The following is a 21,647-nucleotide window of genomic DNA, read 5'->3' as shown; positions in this document are numbered from 1 at the left end:
CGACGCGGGCAGCCGTCCTCGTCCGCATTCGTGATGATCTCCGCCTGCGACCGCAGTCGCAGCCCCCGTACTCCCCAGGCTGACCCCGGCCCGGATCACCGTCGCCTCGGCCGCTCAGGCCGGGCGGGGCGGCGTGATCGCCTTCGTTTCGTAGGTCCGCAGCACCAGCGACGTCGTGACGGGCCCGAAGCGGGCGATGCCGTCGACGATCGTCTCAAGGCGCCCGGCGCTGGAGGCGTGCACGTCGATCAGGAAGCAATCCTCACCGGTGAGCCGATGGACGTCCGTGACCTCGGGCAACCGCGCGAAGTGGTCGAGGCACGCGGAGATGCGGGCATGGGTGGTGCGCAGCCGGATCACCGCGTGGATGCTCAGGCCGAGGCGGGCGGGGTCGACCACGGCGCGGTAGCCGGTGATGACACCTGACTGTTCCAGGCGCTTGATGCGCGCCGACACGGCCGGCTGCGAGAGGTTGACCCGCCGGCCGATCTCGGTGACACCGAGCCGCCCATCGGACTGCAGGATGTCCAGGATCGCATGGTCGACCGAATCCAATGAAACCGTCGTCTCGCCCGTCATCGACCTTCCATCCATCAGCGGTAGGCGACTCTACTCGACCGTTCGCACATACTGACGCCCTGGACGCGGACGAACGCCGCGAACGACGAAGGAATGACAAGCCATGCGCTATGTGATCGTCCCTGGGATCAACGGCTCCGACGCGGACCACTGGCAGACCGTCTGGCAGGCGGAGTGGGGAGCCGCCGCTGCACGGATCTCCCCCTCCTCCTGGGACGAACCGGATCTGGACGACTGGTGTCACGCCATCGATCGGGCCGTGGACGAGCGCCCATCGGCCGACGTGGTGCTCGTCGCGCACAGCCTGGGATGCCTTGCCGCCGCCCGCTGGGTCGCCCTGCGTCAGCCGGACATCCGCGGAGTGTTCCTCGTGGCCCCGCCGGACAACACCGGCCCGAACTTCCCTGCCGAGGCCCCCACCTTCACCGCGGTGGACGCGACCCCTCTTCACGTGCCCGGCCTGGTCGTCTCCAGCGACGACGACCCCTACTGCTCCCCAGAGGTCGCGTCGCGGCTGGCCGCCGGCTGGCGACTCCACCATGTCAGCGTCGGCTCGGCGGGCCACATCAACTCCGCGAGCGGGCTGGGCCGATGGGATTCCGGGCGCGAGCTGCTCGCTCGCCTTCCCTGATCTTCGACGGTGAAGGGCCAGGCGCTCGTCAGGCCGGTATCCGGAGGTCGGGGAAGGCCTGTCCGGCTGACAGCCGTTCGACGAGAGTTCGTACGGCCTCCTTCCCGCCGTTCGTTCCCGCCCAGCGACTCACCTGGCAGGCGGCCTTGGCGTACATCTGGGGATCCGCCGATGCCGCCCGCAGCCACTCGTCCAGCGTGACCGGGAGGGGCTGACGGGAGTCGGCCAGGCACCGGTCGCCGGTCGGCGCGAGGTAGCGGGCGTCGTCGCTGACCAGGACGGCGAGACCCTCGTCGAACCACTGCGGAACGTCGGCACCGTTGAGACGGGCGTGCAGCTCCACGTGGGTCATCTCGTGCGAGGCGATCACGGGATCGACCCCGCGCGGGGACAGCATCACCGACCGGTTGAGCACGGCGATGCCGCGTTCGCGGCCGCCGCCGATCCTGCGGTAGCAGTCGTCGGACAGGCACACGAGAAGGTCCGGAGCGCTCTTCCGTCCGCCGAAGTAGTCACGTACCCGCTGGTTCGCCTGCTCGACGACCTCGCTCACGTGCCGGCGCCGGTCCGGCGGCAGGCCGGGTTCGGCGTACACGCCGGGCTGGAGCCGTTCCAGGCCGTAACAGCCGGGGCAGGTGGTGGCCGCGACGGACGGGAAGGCGATCGCCGTCACCACCACGGCGGCGGTGAGGAGGACCGCGACGGCGGTGCCCGCGATCCACCAGCGTCTCCCTTTGCGTCGCTTCACGGGCACGTGGTCCCCCGGGACGGCAGCCGGCGTTCGGTGACGTACTTGCTGACGAGGTCGATGACGCAGGGGTTGGCCATCGCGCCGAAGAGGTTGTGGCCGGGGCCGTCGTGTTCGATGGTGCGGCTGCCGGGGATCTGCTCGACCACTCGGCGGGTGGACCCGTAGTCCTGCCAGGTGCCCGCGCCCAGGAGCGGCGGCAGCGTACGGGGCATCGGCGTGGGCGGGTTGGTCACCAGGGTCGGCCAGCCGGCGCAGGTGAGCGGCAGGTGCCAGGCCAAGGGGAAAGCGGCGCCGGTATTGGGCGCGATGGCGCGCAGCCGCTTGACCGTGCGCGCGACGTCCCGCTGGGTGGCCGGGCGCGGGAAGTCCAGGCACTCCTTGACCCCGCCGCCGGACAGGCCCGGATACGGCTGGCGGCTCGACAGCGCGAAGCCTGACGCGTCGCCGGCCTCGGCCGCCGTGATGGCCGCCACGACGTCACCCCATCGGGTGGGGCCGGGCCGGAGCTTGAGGAACGCGAGCGAGCGCAACTGCGTGCCGTCGTAGCGGGCGTCGGCTTTCGGGGCGGGGATCGGCTCGCGGTCCGCCTTGGCGATCAGCGCCCGCCAGCGCTTCTCCGTCCCCGCGGGCGCCCAGGCGAAGAACCGGTCCATGAAGCGCTCGTTGTCGCGGGCGATCGAGTCGAGTTCCCGGTCCCAGTCATGCAGGCTGTGGTTGCCGGCGCCGTCGAGGTACATCGTGCGTACGCGCTGCGGGAACAGCCGGGCGTAGGACTGCGCGATCGTGCTGCCGTACGACAGCCCGAGGAAGTTCATCTTGTCCTCGCCGAGCGCCTTGCGGATGGCGTCGGCGTCGCGGGCGTCGGAGGCCGCGTCCATGTGGTCGAAGAGCTCGGGGTCGGTGGTACGGCACTTGTCGCCCCTGGCCTTGTTCGCCGCGACGAGCTGGTCGAACCCGGCCTGGTCGGCGGGGAACGCCGGGGTGCGCACGAAGCCCCAGTCGCACTGGAGCACCGCGCCGCTGAGTCCGGGATAACCGCGCGGGTCCCAGGTCACGACGTCCATCGACGTACGGATCTTGTCGAAGATCTGCGTACGCGAGCCCAGCAACGCGATCTGGTACCCCTGGGGGCCGCCGAAGTTGACCAGCACGGACCCCTTCTTCGCGCCGGTGGCGGGCAGGCGGGCCACCTTCAGGGTGATCGTGCGGTCGCTCTTGGGCGACAGGGCGACGGACAGGTCCGCGCACTGGAGCTCGGGCGCGTTCGCGACCGGGCAGGAGCTCCACGGCAGGGACGGCTGCGGCGTCGCGACGCTGACCGGCGTCGTGAGGACGGCAAGCGCCATGAGTGTGTTGAGCATGCGCAGAACGTTAGGAGTCGCCGGTGGCCGGGGTCTGCCCGCGAAAGTCATCGATGGCTGTTCACCAAAGTTGACTATGAGCGCTGCGGCTCAACGGAGGTCGGCGCGGCGCATCCCGAAAATCGACCCGCATCGGTAGAAGTTCGGATGCGATCCTCCGAACATGGATGAGCCCGCGCCGCTGGAGGAGACGGACGACCTGTGGCCGGGCAATCCTTGCCTCATCATGGTGAAGTGGTGTCGCTGACTGTCGACATGGGCTCGATCACTGTGATGCTCATCTCCTCTTCTTGGCAGGCGGCTCGGCGCAGGGCATAGGCGGCGGCCATGAGCGCGAAGCCGAGCCAGATGGACGGCAGCTCCAGGCCACCCGAGGGCATCTTCTCGAAAACGCGATCACGGTCTGGGTGAACCGGCGTCCAGGCCACTTGCCCGTCAGCGCCACGAGCAGCGCGGGAAATGCGAAAACCATCAGCGTGGACTCGATAACCGTCAGCCAGACCAGCGCATTCCCACAACAGCGGGCGAGGACCTCCGAATATGCTGCATGGATATGGCAACCGTTGTTCTGTTCCATCACATTTTGGGGCTCACTCCGGGCATCACCGCGTTCGCCGATGAACTCCGCCAGGCCGGGCACATCGTCCACACCCCCGACCTCTTCGAGGGCCACACGTTCGGCAGCATCGAGGAGGGGATGGGTTACGTCCAGCAGTTCGGCTTCGGTGCGGTGATCGAGCGTGGTACCCAAGGGGTCGAGAACCTGCCCTCCGACCTGGTCTACGCCGGCTTCTCGGTCGGTGTGCTCTGTGCGCAGAAGCTGGCGCAGACACGATCGGGCGCGCGGGGCGCGCTGCTGTACTACGCCTGTGCACCGCTCTCGGAGTTCGGCGACGCCTGGCCGGACGGCGTGCCGGTCCAGGTGCATGGCATGGATGCCGATCCCGTCTTCGTCGGCGAGGGCGACATCGGTTTCGCTCGGGAGGTGGTCGAGTCGGCCGGGCAAGGTCGGCTGTTCCTCTATCCCGGCGACCAGCACTACTTCGCCGACCGCACGCTGCCCTCCTACGACCCGGACGCCGCCGCGCTGCTGCTTTCCCGCACGCTGGCCTTCTTGCGATCCGTCGCGTGACGAGCGGACGCACTTCTGGACGGGCGGTGTTCGGTCCGCGCGAATCTTGTGACCTGCGGACTCCGACAGTGGTGAGCGATGCCGAGCGCATCGACGCAGAGGCGATCGAGTGCCTGCTGTCCCAACACGTGACGGGGTATGAGCCGCTGTCCGGGTTCGCGGCCAACACGGTCGCCGCGGTGCTGCGGGCCGTGCACTCACTTCCTGTGCGGGGTGCGGGCTTTTTCAAGGAGGCGTCCGGCTCGCCACCATGCGCCGGTGCGGCAACATGGGCTGATCAGGTCGCGGGGCTGGCGGATCGGCTCGGCCCTGTCGCCGATGCCGGAATCCTGACCCCGACGCTCCATGCTCGATGCCGGGATCTCCTCCTGGACGAACGTCGGTGGGATCAGCCCTGCGTGTACGTGCACGGTGATTTCCACCCGCGGCATGTCCTGTCGGCCGGGTCCCGGGTCGAGGGGATCATCGACTGGGCGGACTGCGGTGCGGCCGGCCCATGGCTGGACCTGGCGAGGATGGACTTCCGCGAGCCCGGCTTGCAGCGCGCGATGCTCGAGGCGTACTTCCCCGCGGGCATTCCGGACGACGCGCCGTCGCACCTGGCGAACCACCGGCTGCTCTACACGCTGCTGGCTCTCATGTGGGAGTACGAGTGCGGCGGGGAGTGGCTGCACGAGCGCGTCCCCGATATCGAAGCGGCACTCGCCACGCCCTAGACGCGTCGGCGAACCACGCGGGTGGTTCCGGCTCGCCTACCGGGTTTCGGTGGTGGCCGCCCATACCGCGGCGGGGGTCAGGGGCATGTCGATGTGGTCGATGTCGAGGGCGTCGCAGACGGCGTTGACGATGGCCGGGGGGATGCCGATGCAGCCGGCCTCCCCCGCGCCCTTGGCGCCCAAGGGGGTGTTGGGGTTGGGGGTGACGGTCTCCAGGAGGGTGACCGGGGGCATGTCGGCGGCGGTGGGCAGGAGGTAGTCCAGGAGGGTCGAGGCGTAGGGCAGGCCGTCCTCGCCGATGACCGCCTGCTCGTAGAGGGCCTGGCCGAGGCCCTGGGCGATGGAGCCGTGGCCCTGGCCGGTGACGATCATGGGGTTGACGACCACCCCGTAGTCGTCCACGGCCACCAACTGGCGTACGTGGACGGTGCCCAGGTCAGGGTCCACCTCGACCACGGCGACGTGGGCGCCGTACGGGAAGGCCTGGGGTGGGGCGACGATCTCGTCGGCGCGCAGGGGGCCGGTGCGGGCGACCAGTTCGCCGATGGGCAGCCCGGGAAGGGGGCCGACCTCGACGTTGGGCAGGCCCGCCGTCTCGCCGGTGGGTAGGCGCGGGAGAGGGCCGGGCTCGGCGACGGGCGGGCCCGGGAGGGGGCCGGGCTCGGCGAGGGGCGCTGGGCCCTCCTCGGTGTCGCTCTGGAGGCCGGTGTGGGGGTCGCCGCCCACCATCAGGCGGCCCGCGTTGTACGAGACGTCCTCCTCCCCCACCCCCAGGAGTTCGGCGCAGCGGCGGCGGGCGGCGGCCACGAGGGCTTCGGCGGCGCACCACAGGGCCGCGCCGCCCACCTGCATGGACCGGCTGCCGAAGGTGGCGAAGCCGTAGGGGACCTCGCCGGTGTCGCCCTCGACGACGCGGACCCGGCCCACCTCCACGTCCAGGACCGAGGCCACCACCTGGGCGAACGCGGTGAAATGGCCCTGACCGGTGGACGTCGATCCGACGCGGGCGATGAACGTCCCGTCCGGGCACGCCTCCACGCTCCCGAACTCGTCGCTGTCCGGCGGTCCTCCCGAGCGTTCGACGTACGTGGCGATCCCCACCCCGAGCGGCCGTCCGCCGTCCTCGCGGCGGCGGGCCTGCTCGGCGCGGACCTCGTCGTAGCCGACGGCGGCCAGGGCCCGGTCGAGGGCGGCGGTGTGGTCGCCCGAGTCGTAGGTGCGGCCGGTCGGCGTCAGGTACGGGTACTGGTCGGGGCGGATGAAGTTGCGGCGGCGCAGCTCGGCAGGGTCCAGGCCGAGCCGGCGGGCGAGCCGGTCCACGGTGCGTTCGAGGGCGTAGGCGGCCTCGGGGCGGCCGGCGCCGCGGTAGGAGGTCGTCGGGGCGGTGTTGGTGAGCACGCACCTGACGCGCGTGTGCACCCGGGGCGTGCGATAGGCGCCGGTGCTCATCGCTCCGGTCATCATGGGGACGAAGGCGCCGATGTGCGGGTACGCGCCGATGTCGGCGTCGATGAGCAGTTCGTACGCGAGGAAGGTGCCGTCCTCGTCGGCCGCCAGCCGTACCCGCTGATGCTGGCCACGGCCGCGCGGGCCCGCCAGCATGGCCTCGGCGCGGTCCTCGCACCAGCGGACCGGGCGGCCGAGGTGGACGGCGAGCAGGGCGGCGACCAGATACTCCGGGTAGGTCTGGCTCTTGGCGCCGAACGCCCCGCCGGTGGCAGGGACGATCACCCGGATCCGCTCCCGGTCGTACCCGAGCGCCGCGGCGAGCGCGTCGCGCAGCCGGTGCTGGGCCTGGTGGGAGACCCACACGGTGAGGCGGTCCGCGCGTCCCGGGTCCACCAGGATCGCCCGTGGCTCCAGGGATGTGGGGAGCAGGAGCTGCTCGCGGTAGGCGGCTTCGACGACGACCGGGGCGGTGGCGAACACGTCGTCGGCCGGGCGGCCGAAGGTGCGTTCGGCGGCCAGGTTGTCGCGGTCGTCGAACAGCCGGGGCGCCTCCGCCGCCAAAGGATCGCCGGGGGCGCCGGTGCGGGTGAAGGGCAGGAGCTCGAGGTTCAGCCGGACGGCTTCGGCGCCGTCCTCAGCCTGGGCGCGCGTGCCGGCCGCGACCACCGCGAGCGCCTCCCCCGGATAGCGGACGCGACCCGTGGCGAGCAGCGGCCATGGCGGCATGCCCTCCTCGCCGGGCACCGCCCGGGCGGCGAGGTACGGCAGGTCGGCAGCCGACCACGCGCCCGCCACCCCCTCCTCCTTGAGCGCGGCGGCGACGTCGACCCCGCGGATCACCGCGTGCGGCACCGGGCCGCGGGCGAACGCGAGCTCCAGCGTGCCCGGGATCTCCAGATCGGCGACCCGGCGCGCCCGTCCGGTGACCAGGTCGCGATCCTCCCGCCGCGCGAGCGGCATCCCGATGTACCGCAATGTTTGGACACCCCCGCTTTCGGTACCAACGTCGATATCGGATGCCCGGGATGGGGGACATGAAACCGGCACAATTCGACTACGTCGCGCCTGCCTCCGTACCGGAGGCGGTGGCCGTGCTGGCCGAGCACGGGCCGGAGAGCCGCGTGCTGGCCGGCGGCCAGAGCCTGCTCATCGAGCTGCGCTACCGGACCACGCGCCCGGCCCTGGTGGTGGACGTCAACCGCATCCCCGGGCTCTCGCAGGTCACGGTCGAGAACGGCTCCGTGCACGTCGGCGCGCTGGTCCGGCACGCCCAGCTGGAGCGCGCCCGGTTCGACGACCCGCTGGCCGAGCTGTTCCGCCAGGTGGCGCCGTACGTCGGCCACCCGCCCATCCGCGCCCGCGGCACCTTCGCGGGCAGCCTGGCCTGGGCGCATCCGGCGTCGGAGTGGTGCGCGCTGGCCATGGCCATGGACGCCGGGATCGAGGTGAACGGCCCCGCGGGACCGCGTACGGTGCCCGCCGGCTCATGGTTCCGCGGCGCGTTCGTGACCGCCTGCCTGCCGGAGGAGCTGGTCACCGGCGTCCTGCTGCCGCGCCCGCCGGCCGGGGCCGTCGCGGCCTTCACCGAGCACCGCCGCACCCACAGCGGCTTCGCGCTGGCCGCGGCCCTGGTGATGCTGCGGCTGGCCGAGGGCCGCGTCGCGTGGGTCCGCATCGGGCTCGCGAACGCGGCGGACGTCCCCCTCCGCGCCGTCGGGGCCGAGCGGCTGATGACGGGCGAGCGGCCGGAGCAGGAGCTGTTCGCGGAGGCCGGAGCGCTGGCCGCCGCCGAGGCGGACCCGCCCGGAGCGCCGCACGCGCCGGTGGCCTACCTCAGGCACACGCTGTCCACGCTCGTACGGCGCTGCCTCGCCCGAGCCGTCCACCACGCGGGGACCCCATGAACGTCCGCCTCACGGTCAACGGCCGGACCCACCAGATCGACGTGGAGCCGCGGACCAGCCTGGCGGACGCGCTGCGCGACCGGCTGGGCCTCACCGGGACCACGTTGGGGTGCGAGCACGGGGTGTGCGGCTCGTGCACCGTGCTGGTGGACGGCACGGCCATCCGCTCCTGCCTGACCTTGGCCGTACAGGTGGAGGGCACCGACATCCGCACCGTCGAGGGGCTGGCCGACGGCGACGAGCTGCACCCGCTGCAGGAGGCGTTCGCGGCCGAGCACGCGCTGCAGTGCGGCTTCTGCACCCCCGGCTTCCTCATGCTGCTCGCGGGCGCGCTGGCCGAGGAGCCGGAGCTGGACCGGGACGAGCGGCGGCTCGACGCGGTGCTGGCCTCCAACCTGTGCCGCTGCACGGGGTACGCGGGCATCCGCCGCGCCGCCGCCCGCGCGGCGAAGAGCATGCGCGCGAACGGCGGCTGAAGCCACCACCGAGGCCGCCACGCGCACCAGGTCAGGTCAGGGTCCCATCTGGAGGAAACGGTCGCGGGCGGCGGCGAGGTGGGCCCGCATGGCCTCGGAGGCGGCCTCCGCCCTGCCCGCCACGACGGCCTCGGCGATGCGGGCGTGCTCGGCCAGCGTGGGGTCGCCGTCGCGCCGGCCCGCGTACTCGATGCGGAACAGGTGCAGGTGGCCGTGGGTACGCCGGAGGGACTCCCGCAACGCGCCGCTGCCCGAGAGCTCGGCGATCAGGTCGTGGAAGCGGGCGTCGTGGTCGGCCAGGCCGTGGTAGTCCTCGTACCTGGTGCCCTGGGGCGCCTTCGGGACGCTGGCCAGCTCGGCCCGCACGCGCTCCCCCGCCTCGGCCGTCACCAGCTCGGCCGCGCGCCCGGCCGCCCACGGCTCCAGGAGCAGCCTGAGCTGGTAGAGGTCGGCGATCTGGCCGGGCGTGAGCAGGGGCGCCACGGAGTAGCCGCGCAGCGCCTCCTTGGTCAGCAGACCCTCGGACTCCAGCGCGGACAGCACCTCGCGCACCGGCGTCTGGGAGACCTCGAGCAGCCTGGCGAGGGCGTAGATGTTGACGCGGACGCCGGGCTCCAGGTCGCCGTTCATGATCAGGCCCTTGACGCGCTCGTGGACGTCCTCGGTGAGAACGCTCCGCCGGGCCGCCGGCACGCGGCCCATCAGGCGCTTTTCGAGCTCACTGGCCAACCTTCACGCTCCGGTCCGAGTTCTTGACGGGTCTTGACGGGCATCGTGCGATGTATGCAACATAGCGGAAATATCCAATAGGAAATATTACTGAGGATCGCGATGGCCACAACCCTCCGAACCACTGTCCGCGGCCGATTGCGCTGGTACATGATCAGCTACGTCTTCGCCGGACTCGTCATCAACTACCTGGACCGCGCGAGCCTGGGTGTGGCCCTGCCGTTCATGGGCGAGACGTTCAAGCTCTCCAAGACCGAGGAGGGCATGATCCTGGCGGCCTTCTTCTGGTCGTACGACTTCTTCCAGCTCGCCGCCGGCTGGTTCGTGGACCGGTACGGCCCGCGCAGGACGTTCACGTTCGCCTCCGTGTGGTGGTCGCTGTTCACCTCGCTGACGGCGCTGGCCGGCAGCTTCGCGGCGCTGTTCGGCGTACGGCTGCTGCTCGGCATCGGCGAGAGCCCGGCCGCCACGACCAGCGCCAAGGTCGTGGCCCGGTGGTTCCCCCGGCACGAGCGGGCGCTGGCCACCGGGATCTGGGACTCCGGCTCGCGCGTCGGAGGCGTCATCGCGCTGCCGGTGGTCACGGGGCTGATCGCGTGGCTGGGGTGGCGGTGGACGTTCGCGATCATCGGGGTGATCGGGCTGGCGTGGGCCGTCGGATGGTGGCGGACGTATCGGGATCCGCAGGACCACCCGAAGATCACGGAGGAGGAGCTGGCGTACCTGCGCGAGGGCGGGGCCCGCTTCGAGGGCGACGACGACGGGGACGCGGCCAGGATGCGCTGGCGCGACCTGTTCCGCTACCGCACGATCTGGGCGATGATGCTGGGCTTCTTCTGCCTCAACATGGTCGTCTACTTCTTCCTCACGTTCTTCCCGACCTATCTGGTGGAGGAGCGCGACTTCAGCCTGCTGAAGCTCGGCCTGTTCGGCGCGCTGCCCGGCCTGGTGGCGATCGGCGCCGAGTGGCTGGGCGGCTGGCTGTCCGACCGCCGCATCGCCAGGGGCGACTCGCTCACGCGGGTCAGGAAGACGTTCATCGCGGGCGGGTTCCTGGTCTCGACGGTGATCGGCGTCGCGGTCTGGGTGCCGGAGGCGTGGATGGCGCTGGCCCTGCTCTCGGTCGCCTACGCCGGCTCGACGTTCGCCGCCTCCAACATCTGGGCGCTGCCCGCCGACGTCGCCCCGGCCGACCGGTACGTGGCCTCGATCGGCGGCATCCAGAACTTCGCCTCGAACTTCGCCGGCATCATCAGCCCCATCATGGTCGGCTTCCTGGCGGACAGGACGTCGTCCTTCGCCGTCCCCCTGACGGTGATCTCGTGCGTGGCCCTGCTGGGCGCCTTCACGTACGCGGTGATCCTGAAGCGGGTCGAGCCCATCGGTCTTCCGCCGCGGCCCGAACCGTAAAGATCCGCTCTTGCCCCTGTGGCGGCGCGGCCCTCCCCCGACCTGCCGTGATCTCCTGAGCGATGTTCGAACCATCACTCAGGAGGTCCGCATGCGCCGACGCGCTCACCTGCTCGCCACCGCCGCCCTGTTCACCGCTCTCGGCTCGGCCGTCACCCTAGGCTCGGCCAGCCTCATCCCGAGCGGCGGGTACCCCACCGTCAGCCAGCGCATCGTCAACTCCCTCGCCCTGGCGAACGGCTACGTCTCGACGCTGAACGCCATCCTGAGCGACCCCCTGGGCAACCTCGTCTGATCACGCGGGCCGGTGGAAGGCCGCCCGCCAGCGGTGACGCTCGCCGTCACGCAGGTCCTCGACCTTCCCGCTCTCCAGCCCGCCGGTCGCGAAGGCCCCGATCTCGGACGGGGTCAGCGGCCACGGCGGCGCGAACACCGGCCCGCCCTCCTCCCGGCCCGACGCGATCACCAGCAGCGTGCCGCCGGGCCGGACGAACTCCGCGACCGCGGCGATGGCCCTGCCGTGCAGAGGCTCCGGCAGGGCCTGCACGGTCATGATCTCGACCACCAGGTCGAACGCGTGCCGCCACTCCGGGGGCGGCGCCAGCAGGTCGGCGACCTGGTAACGCACCTCGCTCCCGGGGAAGCGCTCCTGGGCGAGCCGGACGGCCGACTCGCTCACGTCGAACGCCACCGTCTCGTAGCCGAGGCCCGCCAGATGCTCGGCGTCGTCACCCAGCCCCGCGCCCACGACCAGCGCCCGCCCGTGGCCGGGGTGGGCCCACTCCGTCAGCAGGAAGTGCGGGGACCGCGAGTCCCACGGCACGATCGCGTCACCACTGGCCGACTCGGCGTAGAGCCGCTCGAACCAGCCGGTCGGGTCGCCGTGCGCGAGCGACTCGGCGGCCAGCCTGCTGGCATCGGCGTCCGCGTCCCGTCCCGTCATCAGTCCTCCCAGCAAGATCCCGTACGGCTCGCCACGCTCCGCCTTGGCGGCCAGTTCCACCAGGCCGACCCGGTCCCCGAGGGGACCGACCAGCTCGCGCTGGGCGAAGGTGTGCTCGTGCACATATCCCTTGCGCCGCAGCGCCACGTCGAACAGCGGGAGCAGCACGCAGACGCCCGGTGTGGGATGCGGGCAGGGCTGCTCCTTATGCCACCATTCAAGCTCATTTGCGCGCCCGGCGACGACGAGCTCGACGACGTCCAGGTTGGTGGCCTGACGGCCGAGCAGCTTGGCCGCCGCCTCGAGCACGACCTCGCGCTGGTGCGCGCCGACCCGCGCCCAGGCCTCCACGGGGAGGTCCGCCATGCGGAACGGCCTCATGCCCAGCGCGAACCCGCCCCGGCCGATCAGCTTGTGCGAGACGACCTTCCCGAGCCTGGTGGCCAGCTTGGGGGGCACCGTCGCCATCACGCCCGAAGGCACCGGCATGAGCGCCACCCCGTCGCCGATCGGCTGAGCGGTGTCCCAGTCGATCACCTCAGCCATGCCGGGAAGAGCGGGCGCGGGCCGGACGCGGGTCAGCAGCCCGTCCCTCTGGATCTTCCACAGGAAGCTCTCGTAGACGTCCGCGGCGCCGCCGCTGCCCGAGAACGGCGCGACGTAACGGGTCGTGTGCCAGCCGAAGGCGCCTGACAGCAGCCGCTCGGCCCGCATACCGGCGGCGAAGCGCTCGCTCCCTACGATGGAGCGGGTCTCGGCCCAGAGCGCCTCTCGCAGCGACACGGTCTCCTCACCCAGCCAGGACCAGTCCGGATGGTGTGCCACGAACAGGTGGACGGCCCAGCGCTCGTGCCAGCTCCACCGCCTGGCGGCGAGCAGTTCCCCGACCATGAGCGTGTGCAGCTCCGCCTCATCCGCCGCCAGCAGCAACGGCAGCCCCACCAGCAGGATCGGCTTGCCCCGCCTGGTCCGACTCGCCCGCACCTCGGCCCAGGCGGACACGTGCACGTCGGGCACGGCGTCGAAGCCCGCGAGCCGCGCCGCGTCCGCGACCAGCTCGCGCAGCCGCGGCTGGTCGTCCAGCGGCAGCGCGGGACAGCGCCACCGGAACCGGCGCCGCCATCGGTCCGTGGCGAAGGCGACCGCGCAGGCCCCGAGACCGAGGCTCACGAGGAGCACTCCCACGATGCTTCCGTCCGCCAGGCTGAGGAGCGTGCCCGCGACGCCGGCGCCGAGGATCGCCGCCAGGCCGATGAGGAGCTTCGCCCATTCAGGAAGGAAGCACGACAGGAAATTCTTTGTCAGCAGGATCCATAACATCCGCCACCGCGTCAGTCGCACGGCCTAATGATCGGGTAGGACCCTTACGCGTGGAAAGTGTCCTTCGCCAGCCTTCGCACCCGTGCCTCGTCGATGTCGTGCCCCAGCCCCGACTGGGTGAGCGGGACCGCGATGACGCCGGCGTTGGCGCCCACGATCGGCGTGACGATCTGGTTCTGGCGCGGCGGCTGCGTCACGTCGCACGGCAGCGTGCAGCCCGGCAGGCTCGCGACCGCCACCGTCGCCGCCCTGGCCAGCCCCGCGCCCTGGCCGCCCGCGCACTGGATGTCCAGGCCCGCCGCCGCGGCCCGGTCGTGCGCCCGGCGCGCCTCCGTCAGCGAGGGGAACGCGTTCGGCCGCAGCAGCAGCACCCTGGCGGCCCGCACGGTCAGGTAGTCGTCCAGCTGGGCGGTGGAGGCGACCTCGACCGCGACCGAGGCGGAGATCTGGTCCTGGAGCGAGGCGTGCGCGTAGACGTCGCCGACGGCGAAGGGCCGCTCGATGACCTCCAGCCCGTAGGAGTCGAGGGCGACGAGCTGGCCGAGGTCGGTGTAGGCGTTGCCGCAGTCGACGGCCAGGGTCAGCGCGGGGTACGTCTGGCGCACCGCCCGCACGGGCTCGACGTCCCAGCCGGGCCTGATGTCCAGCGTGACGTGGCCGTACCCGGCGCAGATCTGCTGGTTGACCCGGGCCACGAGGCTCTCCACGGACGGGTCGGGGGCCAGCCGGACGGTGGCCATGAGCGAGGTGCGGGTGCCGCCGATCGCCTCGGCGAGCGGCACCCCGCGCATCCTGGTCCACAGGTCCCAGCAGGCCATGTCGACCGCCGGGTCGCCGCTCGACACCGTGTCGGGGTGCTCCCAGTCGACGCCGATGAGCAGGGCGGCCAGCGTCTCCTCCAGCCTGGACCACGTCTTCGGCTGGGGGGCGATCGACTCGCCCCAGCCGGTCATGCCGCCGTGGTCGGTGAGTTTCACGAGCAGGGTCTCCGACTTCCTGCCGAACGGCAGGACAAGCCGGAAGACCTCAAGCTCCCGCACTCGCGGCATGTATCCCCCTTTTATGACGCGGCTCCCTCCATAGTGCCTGCTGTACGGGACTGGGCAAAACGGGGGGCCAGCAGAAAGGCCACGGCCGCGAGCACGGCGGTGAAGGACAGGCCGATCGCGTAGTTCTCGGCGGTGGCGGTGAACAGGGCGCCGCTGATCGCGACGGCCACCACGGTGAAGACCGACTCGCCCACGCCGACCGCCGCGCTGTTCTGGCCCTCCTCGCCCTCCTTGGACATCTCCAGCACCAGTACGGACACCGTCGGGTGCAGCGCGCCGATGCCGAGCCCGGCGATCGCCATGGCCACGAACGCGAGCGCGAGCGGCAGGGAGTCGATGAGCACGAGCGTCACCAGCGCGATGCCGACGGTGATCATGGCGGCGCCACCGCGGATGGCGGTCAGGTGGCTGATCGTGCCGCGGCCCTTGATCCAGGAGCCGGTGGACCAGCCCAGGGCGCCGACGGTGAGCACGAGGCCCGCGCCGGTGGGGGTCAGGCCGCGCTCGTTGATCAGCATGAGCGGGATCAGCACCTCGGCGGCCGTCAGCGAGCCGAAGGCCAGGCCGCGCAGCACGGGCGCGGTCGGCAGGCCGGGGGCGGCCCTGAGCGAGCCGGGCAGCAGCAGCCTGGGCAGGGCCACGGCCAGCAGGACGATCCCGGCGAGGAGCAGGGGCAGGCCGGCGAGCCCGAGCGCGCTGCCGTACTGGATCAGGGCGGCGGCCACGGCGGTCAGCGTGGCCCAGACGAGCTTGCGGCCGAGGCCGGGGGCGGGCGCGGCGATGCCGTCGCTCACCTCACGCCCCGCGGTGCCGCGCCAGAGCAGCAGCGCCGACGGGATGACGATCAAGGAGACGCCGATGAAGATCCACCGCCAGTCGATGTTCTGCGCCACGAACCCGGCGATGGCCGGGCCGACCATGGACGGCACCACCCAGGCCGCCGAGAACAGGGCGAACACCTTGGGATGCATGGCTCCCGGATAGACCCGGGCGACCAGCACGTACAGCGATACCTGGATCAATCCCGCCCCGAGGCCCTGCACGAACCGGCCCGCGACGAACACCTCCATGTTCGGCGCGAACCCGGCCAGCAGCAGCCCGGCCACGAAGCCCGCCACGCCGGCCGCGATCGGCTGCAGCGGCCCGCGCACGTCGCTCCACCGCCCGCCCAGGACCGTCGCGATCACGCTGGCCGCCAGGGTGGCGCTGAAGGCCAGGTTGTACAGGTGCATCCCGCCCAGCTCGCGGGCCACCACGGGCATCGCCGTGGCCACCGCCATCGCCTCGAAGGCCACCAGCATGACCAGCGCGACCAGCCCGATGCTGATCGCCCGGTACTGCGGCGACACCACGCCCGCCGCGGATCTCTCAACCGTCATCGTCATACCGGGCAAGGTATGGCTGACCCCCACGTCAGCACCTCCGGCGGGGGTCCTAGGCCGCCCTCGGCAATTGGGCCTAGGGCGTGCGGGGCATCCGGGCCTCGATGCCGTCGAGGAGCAGCTCGAGACCGTACCGGAAGCGCTGCTCGCCGTCGTCGGCGACCAGGTCGTCCACGAACTTGGTGATGTGCGGGAACCGCGCCGCCGGCAGCGCCCGGTAGTAGCCGGCGATCTGGCCGATGAAGGACTCGAAGTACTCCTGCGGGTCGGTCATGCCGGCCGCGCGCATCCTGGCGAAGTGGACGGAGCCCTCGTACGCGTCGCCGACGATGTACAGGGAGATGCGGTCCATCGACAGGGACGCGTCCCTCGGCGACATGCCGGCCTCGATCAGCAGCCCGAAGACGAACTCGCCCATGCGGATCGAGTTCTCCCCCGTGGGGATGTTGGCCAGCGCCACCCGGGCCAGGTCGCTGTGCTTCGACAGCACCCGGTGCACCTCCAGCATGTACTCCCGCAGCTGCTCCTTCCAGCGGCCCGGATCGCGCTCGGGCAGCCGGATCTCGCCGAGCACCCGGTTGTAGATCAGCTCCAGCAGCTCGTCCTTGTTCGCCACGTGCGCATAGAGGGAGGCGGGGCCCGTGTCGAACTCCTGGGCCACGCGTCTCATGCTCAGCGCGTCGAACCCTTCGGCGTCGACGATCCGCAGCCCGGCCTCGACGATCAGGTCCTGGCTGAGCTGCCGCCTGAGCTGGGCCGGCTTGCGCGACTTGCGCCACGGGGGAAGCGGGACGTCCTCGGTTGCCATACGAACACTGTACTTGACACGAACGGTGTTCGCCACTAAAACAGTGTTCGAAGCGAACAGCGTTCGTTAATAGAACACCGTTTTAAGGAGCCCCCCATGACAGTCACCGCCTCAGCGGCGACGACCGAGACCCAGCCCTACCGCTGGCGCTGGGTCGCACTGTTCGTGATCCTGGCCGCCGAGGTCATGGATCTGCTCGACGCGCTCGTCACCACGATCGCCGCCCCCACGATCCAGAAGGAGCTGGGCGGCAGCGACAGCATCGTGCAGTGGCTCGGCGCCGGATACACCCTGGCCATGGCCGTCGGCCTGATCACCGGCGGGCGCCTCGGCGACCTGTTCGGCAGGAAGCGCATGTTCGTGATCGGCGCGCTGGGCTTCACCGCCGCCTCGCTGCTGTGCGGGGTCGCGATGAGCCCGGAGATGCTGATCGGGAGCCGGGTGCTGCAGGGCCTGTTCGGGGCCGTCATGCTCCCGCAGGGCCTGGGGCTGATCAAGGAGATGTTCCCGCCGCAGGACCTGGGCAAGGCTTTCGGCATGTTCGGCCCGGTCATGACGATCTCGTCCGTGGGCGGTCCCGTGCTGGCCGGCTGGCTGGTCGACGCCGACTTCTTCGGCACGGGCTGGCGCATGATCTTCCTGATCAACCTGCCGCTCGGCCTGGCCGCCGCCCTGGCCGGCATGCGTTTCCTGCCCGAGTACCGTCTCTCGAACGCCACCAGGCTCGACCTCGTCGGCGTCTTCCTCGTCTCCCTGGCCTCGTTCCTGCTGATCTACCCGCTCATCCAGGGCCGCGAGCTGGGCTGGCCCGTGTGGACGTTCGTGTCCATGGCGGCCTCGATCGTGATGTTCGCGATCTTCGCCCGGTACGAGTCCCGCCGCGCCAGGTCCGGCAAGGACCCGCTGGTCACGCCCGGGCTCTTCCGCAAGCGCGCCTTCACCGGCGGTCTGGTCGCCGGCCTGGCCTTCTTCTCCGGCATGATGGGCCTCGGCCTCGTCTTCAACCTCTACACCCAGCTCGGCCTCGGCTTCACGCCGCTCGAGGCCGGTCTCACCGGGCTGCCGCAGGCGCTCGGCGGCGTCGTCGGCTTCGGGCTGGCGATGTCCGGCCTGCAGGAGAAGCTGGGCCGCGGCCTGCTGCAGATCGGCACCGCCGTCATGGCCGCGGGCGCGGCCGCGCTCGCCCTGACCATCCACCTGGCCGGAGTCGACGTCAGCGGCTGGCAGCTCGCTCCCAGCCTCGCCTTCGTCGGCATCGGGATGGGCCTGACCATGGCGCCGTTCTTCGACATCGTGCTGGCCGGCGTCGAGCCGCACGAGTCGGGGTCGGCCTCCGGCACCCTGACCGCGATCCAGCAGCTCGGCGGCGCGCTCGGCACCGCCGTGCTGGGGACGCTGTTCTTCAACCTGCTGGCGCGCCAGTGGAGCTTCGGCTCGTCGATGCAGGTCACCGTGTGGGTCGAGGTCGGGCTGCTGGTCCTGACGTTCGCCCTGTCCTACCTACTGCCCCGCAAGGCCAGGCCGGGCGAGTCCGGCCACTGACGCCCGTGGCGGGGCGCACGGTGAACCGGCCGCTTGACGGCTCACACCGCGAGGTGACGCTCGGCCCACTGCGCGATGTCGCGCCGCTCGATCGCGGCCGCCATCAGGTCGGGGAAGGCGTCGGGCGTGCACGCGAAGGCGGGCACGCCCATCGCGGCCAGCGCGGCGGCGTTCTCGTGGTCGTAGAACGGCGCGCCCTCGTCGGAGAGCGCCAGCAGCACGATCACCTGGACGCCGGCCTGCGTCATCGCGGCCACCCGGCGCAGCATCTCCTCCCTGACGCCGCCCTCGTAGAGATCGCTGATCAGGATGAAGATCGAATCGGTGGGGCGCGTGATGAGGCCCTGGCAGTAGGCGATGGCCCGGTTGATGTCGGTGCCGCCCCCGAGCTGGGTGCCGAACAGCAGCTCCACCGGATCGTGCAGCTGGTCGGTGAGGTCCACCACCGCCGTGTCGAACACCACCAGGGACGTCTTGAGCGACCGCGTCGAGGCCAGCACCGCCCCGAACACGCTCGAATAGACCACCGAGGCCGCCATCGACCCGCTCTGGTCGATGCAGAGCACCACCTCGCGCTGCACCGACCGCTGCCTGCGGGCGTAGCCGACGAGCCGCGAGGGGACGACGGTGTTCTTCTCCGGCAGGTAGTTCTTGAGATTGGCCCTGATCGTCCGATCCCAGTCGATGTCGGCCACCCGTTTGGGGCGATGTGTCCTGGCCGAACGGTCGAGCGCGCCGGTCACGGCGGCCCTGGTCTTCTGGGCCAGCCTGCGTTCGAGCTCGTCCACCACCTTGCGCACCACGGCCCTGGCCGACTCGCGGGCCTGGTCGGGCATGACGCGGTTGAGCGCGAGCAGCGTGCCGACGAGGTGCACGTCCGGCTCGACCGCCTCCAGCATCTCGGGCTCCAGGAGGAGCCTGGTGAGGTTGAGCTTCTCGATGGCGTCCTTCTGCATGACCTGGACGACCGTGGAGGGGAAGTACGAGCGGATGTCGCCGAGCCAGCGGGCCACCCGGGGCGCGGATGCGCCGAGCCCGCCCTCCCTGCCGCCCTGGTCGTAGACGGCCGACAGCGCGGCGTCCATCCGCGCGTCCAGGCCCTCCAGCCCGAGCCCGGTGCCGTCGGCGTCGCCGCCGCCCAGCACCAGCCGCCACCTGCGCAGGCGCTCGTCGTCGGTCATCCGTCGTCCTTTCCGAGGATCGCGAGCACGGTCGCCACGGCCGCCGCCGCGCGCCGCTCGTCCACGTCCTGCCGCTGCCCTTCCCGCGCGCCGCTCCCGGCCGAGCGGACGCGCTCCCCGATCGCCCTGCGCTCGGGCGCGGCGAACCCGCCGAACGTACGGCGCAGCAGCGGCAGCACGTCGGTGAACTGATCGCCGGACAGCCCCGTGAGCCACCCGTCCACCAGGCTCAGCAGCCGCGGATCGTGCACCAGCAGCAGCCCGCCGCCCGCCAGGAACCCCTCGACCCACGCCGCCGCCCTGACCGGGACCTGCCCCCTGGACATCGCCCTGGCCATGCGGTCGCCCGCGTCGTCGAGCTCCCCCGCGTCCAGCAGGATCCTGGTGAGCCGCCCCTCGATGAGCCCGTGCAGGTCCTGCCGGTCGCTGACGCCCCGCAGGGTGACCAGCCACCGGCTCCGCGGCGACACCTCATCGCCGGTGTCGTCCGTCTCGAGGAGCGCGACGGCAGCGTGTACGGCGTCCACGTGTTTGAGCAGGCCGGCCGCCGCGTCCTCGTCCAGCCCCGTCACCGCGACCGGCAGCCCGACACAGATCCGCTCCAGCATCGAACGGACGATCACCGCCAGCCCCTCGGCCGAGGTGCCGCGCACGTCGCCGTAGCGGTGGGCGCGCACCATCGCGGGCAGCGCCGCCATCAGGTCCGTCACGTCGGTGTCCAGCGCCGCCCTGGCCGACAGCGCCGCCAGCACCTCGGGCAGCGCCTGCGGCAGGTCGGCCAGCAGGCACTGCTCGACCAGCGAGGTCAGGTCCGCCAGGGCCGTCCGGGCCGTCGCGGCCAGGTCCCTGGCCCGCTGCGCCGCCGCCCCGGCCACGGTGGTGCCCAGCGCGGCCTGCTCGATGAGCGCCAGGTCGTGCTCGGGCCGCCACCGCAGCGTCCACGTCTCCCTGAACGTGCCCTTCCCGCGCGACTCGCCCAGCGCGCCCCAGTCGACGCCGAGCAGCCCGAGCCGGTGGAGCAGGTGGCTGCGGTCGAGGTCGAGCGGCTTGCGCAGGTCGAGGTCGATCTCTCGGTCGAGCGCCTCCGGCCTGAGCCGCAGCCGCCGCTGCTGATCGCGCAGGTCCCGCTGGAGCGGCACCATCGGGGTGCCGTCGGTGACCTGACCGAGCCGGTCGCCGACGACCATGCGCCGCTGGATCAGCTCGACGGCCAGGTCGTCGCCCTCGCACAGCACGGCCCTGGCCGCCTCGGTGACCTCGCCGAGCCCGGCCAGGGGCCTGCCGCGCAGGGTGGCCAGGGTGTGCGCGAGGCGTACGGACTCGATGACGTGCGCGGACGACACGGCCAGCCCTTCGTCGCGCAGCACCGCGGCGGCCTCGGCCAGCCACCGCTCCACGGGCCGGTCGGGCGCGCCGAACAGGTGGTGGTACCAGCCGGGCGAGGTGATCCCCGCGCCGTAGCCGCTCCACGAGGCCAGCCGCCCGTACGTCCACGGCACCCACGTCAGCTCGGCCTTCACCTTGGGCAGCCCGCGCAGGACGGCGTTGTCCCTGGCGGCGGGCGGGAGCGGGCCGGTCAGCGCCGGGACGTGCCAGGCCCCGCAGATCACCGCGATCCGCCCGTGACCCTCCTTGAGGGCCGCGCGGAGGGTCTTGCGCATGTACGCCTCGCGCCTGGCCTCCCGCTCGTCCGGCTCGTAGCCCTCGCGTACGGCGGCCATGGCCTCGGCGATCACCTCGAAGGGCGTGTCGCCGCGGTGCTCGACGACGTCCTCCCACCAGCGTTCGGGGTCGTCGTATCCGGCGGCCGCGGCGAGCGAGCCGATGGGGTCGGCCCGCAGGCCGGACGTTTCGCCCCGGTCGTCGTCCCCGGTCTCGCCCCGGTCCCCATCCTCGGTCTGGCCCCGATCTTCGTCCTCGGCCAGCGAATGGGCCGCAGGGAGGTCGCAGAAGCGCACCGGGACGCCGGCCGCGGCGCCGTACAGGATGGCCTGCCATTCGGGCGAGAACGCGGCGAACGGCCAGAACGCGGCGCGCGCCGGCGCCCCCGGCACGTGGGCCAGCAGCGCGACGGGCGGCTCCAGCTCGGGCGCGAGCGTGACGAGCGGGTCGGCCTCGGGCGGGCCCTCGATGAGGATGGCATCGGGGCGCAGGCGTTCGAGCTCCTGCCGCACGGCCCGCGCGGAGCCCGGCCCGTGGTGCCGCACGCCGAGCACCGAGACGATCGGCCCGCCCGCGCCGCCGGGAACCGGGAGGGCGCTCATGCGTCCTCCTTCGTCGGCCG

Annotated in this window: 20 protein-coding genes; 8 read left to right on the top strand and 12 right to left on the bottom strand. The window is 71.9% G+C overall.

Annotated features, from left to right (window positions below; genetic code table 11):
- Positions 1-114: 114 nt before the first annotated feature.
- Positions 115-579 (bottom strand): Lrp/AsnC family transcriptional regulator, encoded by a 465-nt coding sequence (locus ACIHFD_RS03010; protein WP_397365303.1) that lies wholly within the window; start codon positions 577-579, stop codon positions 115-117.
- Between the two features lie 103 nt (positions 580-682).
- On the opposite strand from ACIHFD_RS03010, the gene ACIHFD_RS03005 reads away from it, so the two are divergent.
- On the top strand, positions 683-1,210 hold the full coding sequence (locus ACIHFD_RS03005) for an RBBP9/YdeN family alpha/beta hydrolase (protein WP_397365302.1): 528 nt from the start codon (positions 683-685) through the stop codon (positions 1,208-1,210).
- A 28-nt stretch (positions 1,211-1,238) separates the two neighbouring features.
- Here ACIHFD_RS03005 and ACIHFD_RS03000 read toward each other — a convergent pair whose 3' ends face one another.
- The 3 genes from ACIHFD_RS03000 to ACIHFD_RS02990 all read right to left on the bottom strand — a co-directional run bounded on the left by ACIHFD_RS03000 (position 1,239) and on the right by ACIHFD_RS02990 (position 3,750).
- Positions 1,239-1,958: a hypothetical protein gene (locus ACIHFD_RS03000; RefSeq protein WP_397365301.1), complete on the bottom strand. Its 720-nt coding sequence runs from the start codon at positions 1,956-1,958 to the stop codon at positions 1,239-1,241.
- Positions 1,955-3,322: an alpha/beta fold hydrolase gene (locus ACIHFD_RS02995; protein WP_397365300.1), complete on the bottom strand. Its 1,368-nt coding sequence runs from the start codon at positions 3,320-3,322 to the stop codon at positions 1,955-1,957. The genes ACIHFD_RS03000 and ACIHFD_RS02995 overlap by 4 nt, the downstream gene beginning before the upstream one ends.
- A gap of 224 nt (positions 3,323-3,546) precedes the next feature.
- Positions 3,547-3,750 (bottom strand): hypothetical protein, encoded by a 204-nt coding sequence (locus ACIHFD_RS02990; protein ID WP_397365299.1) that lies wholly within the window; start codon positions 3,748-3,750, stop codon positions 3,547-3,549.
- Between the two features lie 119 nt (positions 3,751-3,869).
- Between ACIHFD_RS02990 and ACIHFD_RS02985 the strand changes: the two genes are divergently transcribed.
- Positions 3,870-4,454: a dienelactone hydrolase family protein gene (locus ACIHFD_RS02985; protein ID WP_397365298.1), complete on the top strand. Its 585-nt coding sequence runs from the start codon at positions 3,870-3,872 to the stop codon at positions 4,452-4,454.
- Positions 4,455-4,525: 71 nt separating this feature from the next.
- A complete protein-coding gene (locus ACIHFD_RS02980) occupies positions 4,526-5,170 on the top strand; it encodes a phosphotransferase family protein (protein WP_397365297.1) in 645 nt (214 codons plus the stop codon).
- Positions 5,171-5,206: 36 nt separating this feature from the next.
- Here ACIHFD_RS02980 and ACIHFD_RS02975 read toward each other — a convergent pair whose 3' ends face one another.
- Positions 5,207-7,594: a molybdopterin cofactor-binding domain-containing protein gene (locus ACIHFD_RS02975; protein ID WP_397365296.1), complete on the bottom strand. Its 2,388-nt coding sequence runs from the start codon at positions 7,592-7,594 to the stop codon at positions 5,207-5,209.
- A 59-nt stretch (positions 7,595-7,653) separates the two neighbouring features.
- On the opposite strand from ACIHFD_RS02975, the gene ACIHFD_RS02970 reads away from it, so the two are divergent.
- Positions 7,654-8,523 (top strand): FAD binding domain-containing protein, encoded by an 870-nt coding sequence (locus ACIHFD_RS02970; RefSeq protein WP_397365295.1) that lies wholly within the window; start codon positions 7,654-7,656, stop codon positions 8,521-8,523.
- Positions 8,520-8,999 (top strand): (2Fe-2S)-binding protein, encoded by a 480-nt coding sequence (locus ACIHFD_RS02965; protein WP_397365294.1) that lies wholly within the window; start codon positions 8,520-8,522, stop codon positions 8,997-8,999. Before ACIHFD_RS02970 ends, ACIHFD_RS02965 begins: the two co-directional genes overlap by 4 nt.
- A gap of 36 nt (positions 9,000-9,035) precedes the next feature.
- Here ACIHFD_RS02965 and ACIHFD_RS02960 read toward each other — a convergent pair whose 3' ends face one another.
- Positions 9,036-9,701 carry a GntR family transcriptional regulator gene (locus ACIHFD_RS02960; protein WP_363965546.1) on the bottom strand — a complete coding sequence of 222 codons (666 nt, stop codon included), beginning with the start codon at positions 9,699-9,701 and terminating at the stop codon, positions 9,036-9,038.
- A 129-nt stretch (positions 9,702-9,830) separates the two neighbouring features.
- On the opposite strand from ACIHFD_RS02960, the gene ACIHFD_RS02955 reads away from it, so the two are divergent.
- Positions 9,831-11,138: an MFS transporter gene (locus ACIHFD_RS02955; protein ID WP_397365293.1), complete on the top strand. Its 1,308-nt coding sequence runs from the start codon at positions 9,831-9,833 to the stop codon at positions 11,136-11,138.
- Between the two features lie 91 nt (positions 11,139-11,229).
- Complete coding sequence (locus ACIHFD_RS02950; protein ID WP_355194782.1) at positions 11,230-11,433, top strand: hypothetical protein; 204 nt, start codon at positions 11,230-11,232, stop codon at positions 11,431-11,433.
- Here the strand turns inward: ACIHFD_RS02950 and ACIHFD_RS02945 are convergent, their stop codons facing one another.
- The 4 genes from ACIHFD_RS02945 to ACIHFD_RS02930 form a co-directional block, all read right to left on the bottom strand.
- On the bottom strand, positions 11,434-13,422 hold the full coding sequence (locus ACIHFD_RS02945) for a class I SAM-dependent methyltransferase (protein ID WP_397365292.1): 1,989 nt from the start codon (positions 13,420-13,422) through the stop codon (positions 11,434-11,436). It lies immediately after the preceding gene.
- 23 nt (positions 13,423-13,445) lie between these two features.
- The gene (locus ACIHFD_RS02940; RefSeq protein ID WP_397365291.1) at positions 13,446-14,450 is read right to left on the bottom strand and encodes an enolase C-terminal domain-like protein; all 1,005 of its coding nucleotides are present in this window, start codon (positions 14,448-14,450) and stop codon (positions 13,446-13,448) included.
- 11 nt (positions 14,451-14,461) lie between these two features.
- The gene (locus ACIHFD_RS02935; RefSeq protein ID WP_397365290.1) at positions 14,462-15,835 is read right to left on the bottom strand and encodes an MFS transporter; all 1,374 of its coding nucleotides are present in this window, start codon (positions 15,833-15,835) and stop codon (positions 14,462-14,464) included.
- Positions 15,836-15,908: 73 nt separating this feature from the next.
- Positions 15,909-16,640 carry a TetR/AcrR family transcriptional regulator gene (locus ACIHFD_RS02930; RefSeq protein ID WP_397365289.1) on the bottom strand — a complete coding sequence of 244 codons (732 nt, stop codon included), beginning with the start codon at positions 16,638-16,640 and terminating at the stop codon, positions 15,909-15,911.
- Positions 16,641-16,736: 96 nt separating this feature from the next.
- Between ACIHFD_RS02930 and ACIHFD_RS02925 the strand changes: the two genes are divergently transcribed.
- Positions 16,737-18,182, top strand: coding sequence for an MFS transporter (locus ACIHFD_RS02925; RefSeq protein WP_363965558.1), 1,446 nt, complete (start codon positions 16,737-16,739; stop codon positions 18,180-18,182).
- Positions 18,183-18,223: 41 nt separating this feature from the next.
- Here ACIHFD_RS02925 and ACIHFD_RS02920 read toward each other — a convergent pair whose 3' ends face one another.
- Positions 18,224-19,363 (bottom strand): VWA domain-containing protein, encoded by a 1,140-nt coding sequence (locus ACIHFD_RS02920; protein ID WP_355194770.1) that lies wholly within the window; start codon positions 19,361-19,363, stop codon positions 18,224-18,226.
- Positions 19,360-21,627 carry a DUF5682 family protein gene (locus ACIHFD_RS02915; RefSeq protein WP_397365288.1) on the bottom strand — a complete coding sequence of 756 codons (2,268 nt, stop codon included), beginning with the start codon at positions 21,625-21,627 and terminating at the stop codon, positions 19,360-19,362. Before ACIHFD_RS02915 ends, ACIHFD_RS02920 begins: the two co-directional genes overlap by 4 nt.
- Between the last annotated feature and the right edge of the window lie 20 nt (positions 21,628-21,647).

It is taken from the genome of Nonomuraea sp. NPDC051941 (genome assembly GCF_044593615.1).
This window is presented reverse-complemented; position numbering and strand designations above follow the sequence as displayed.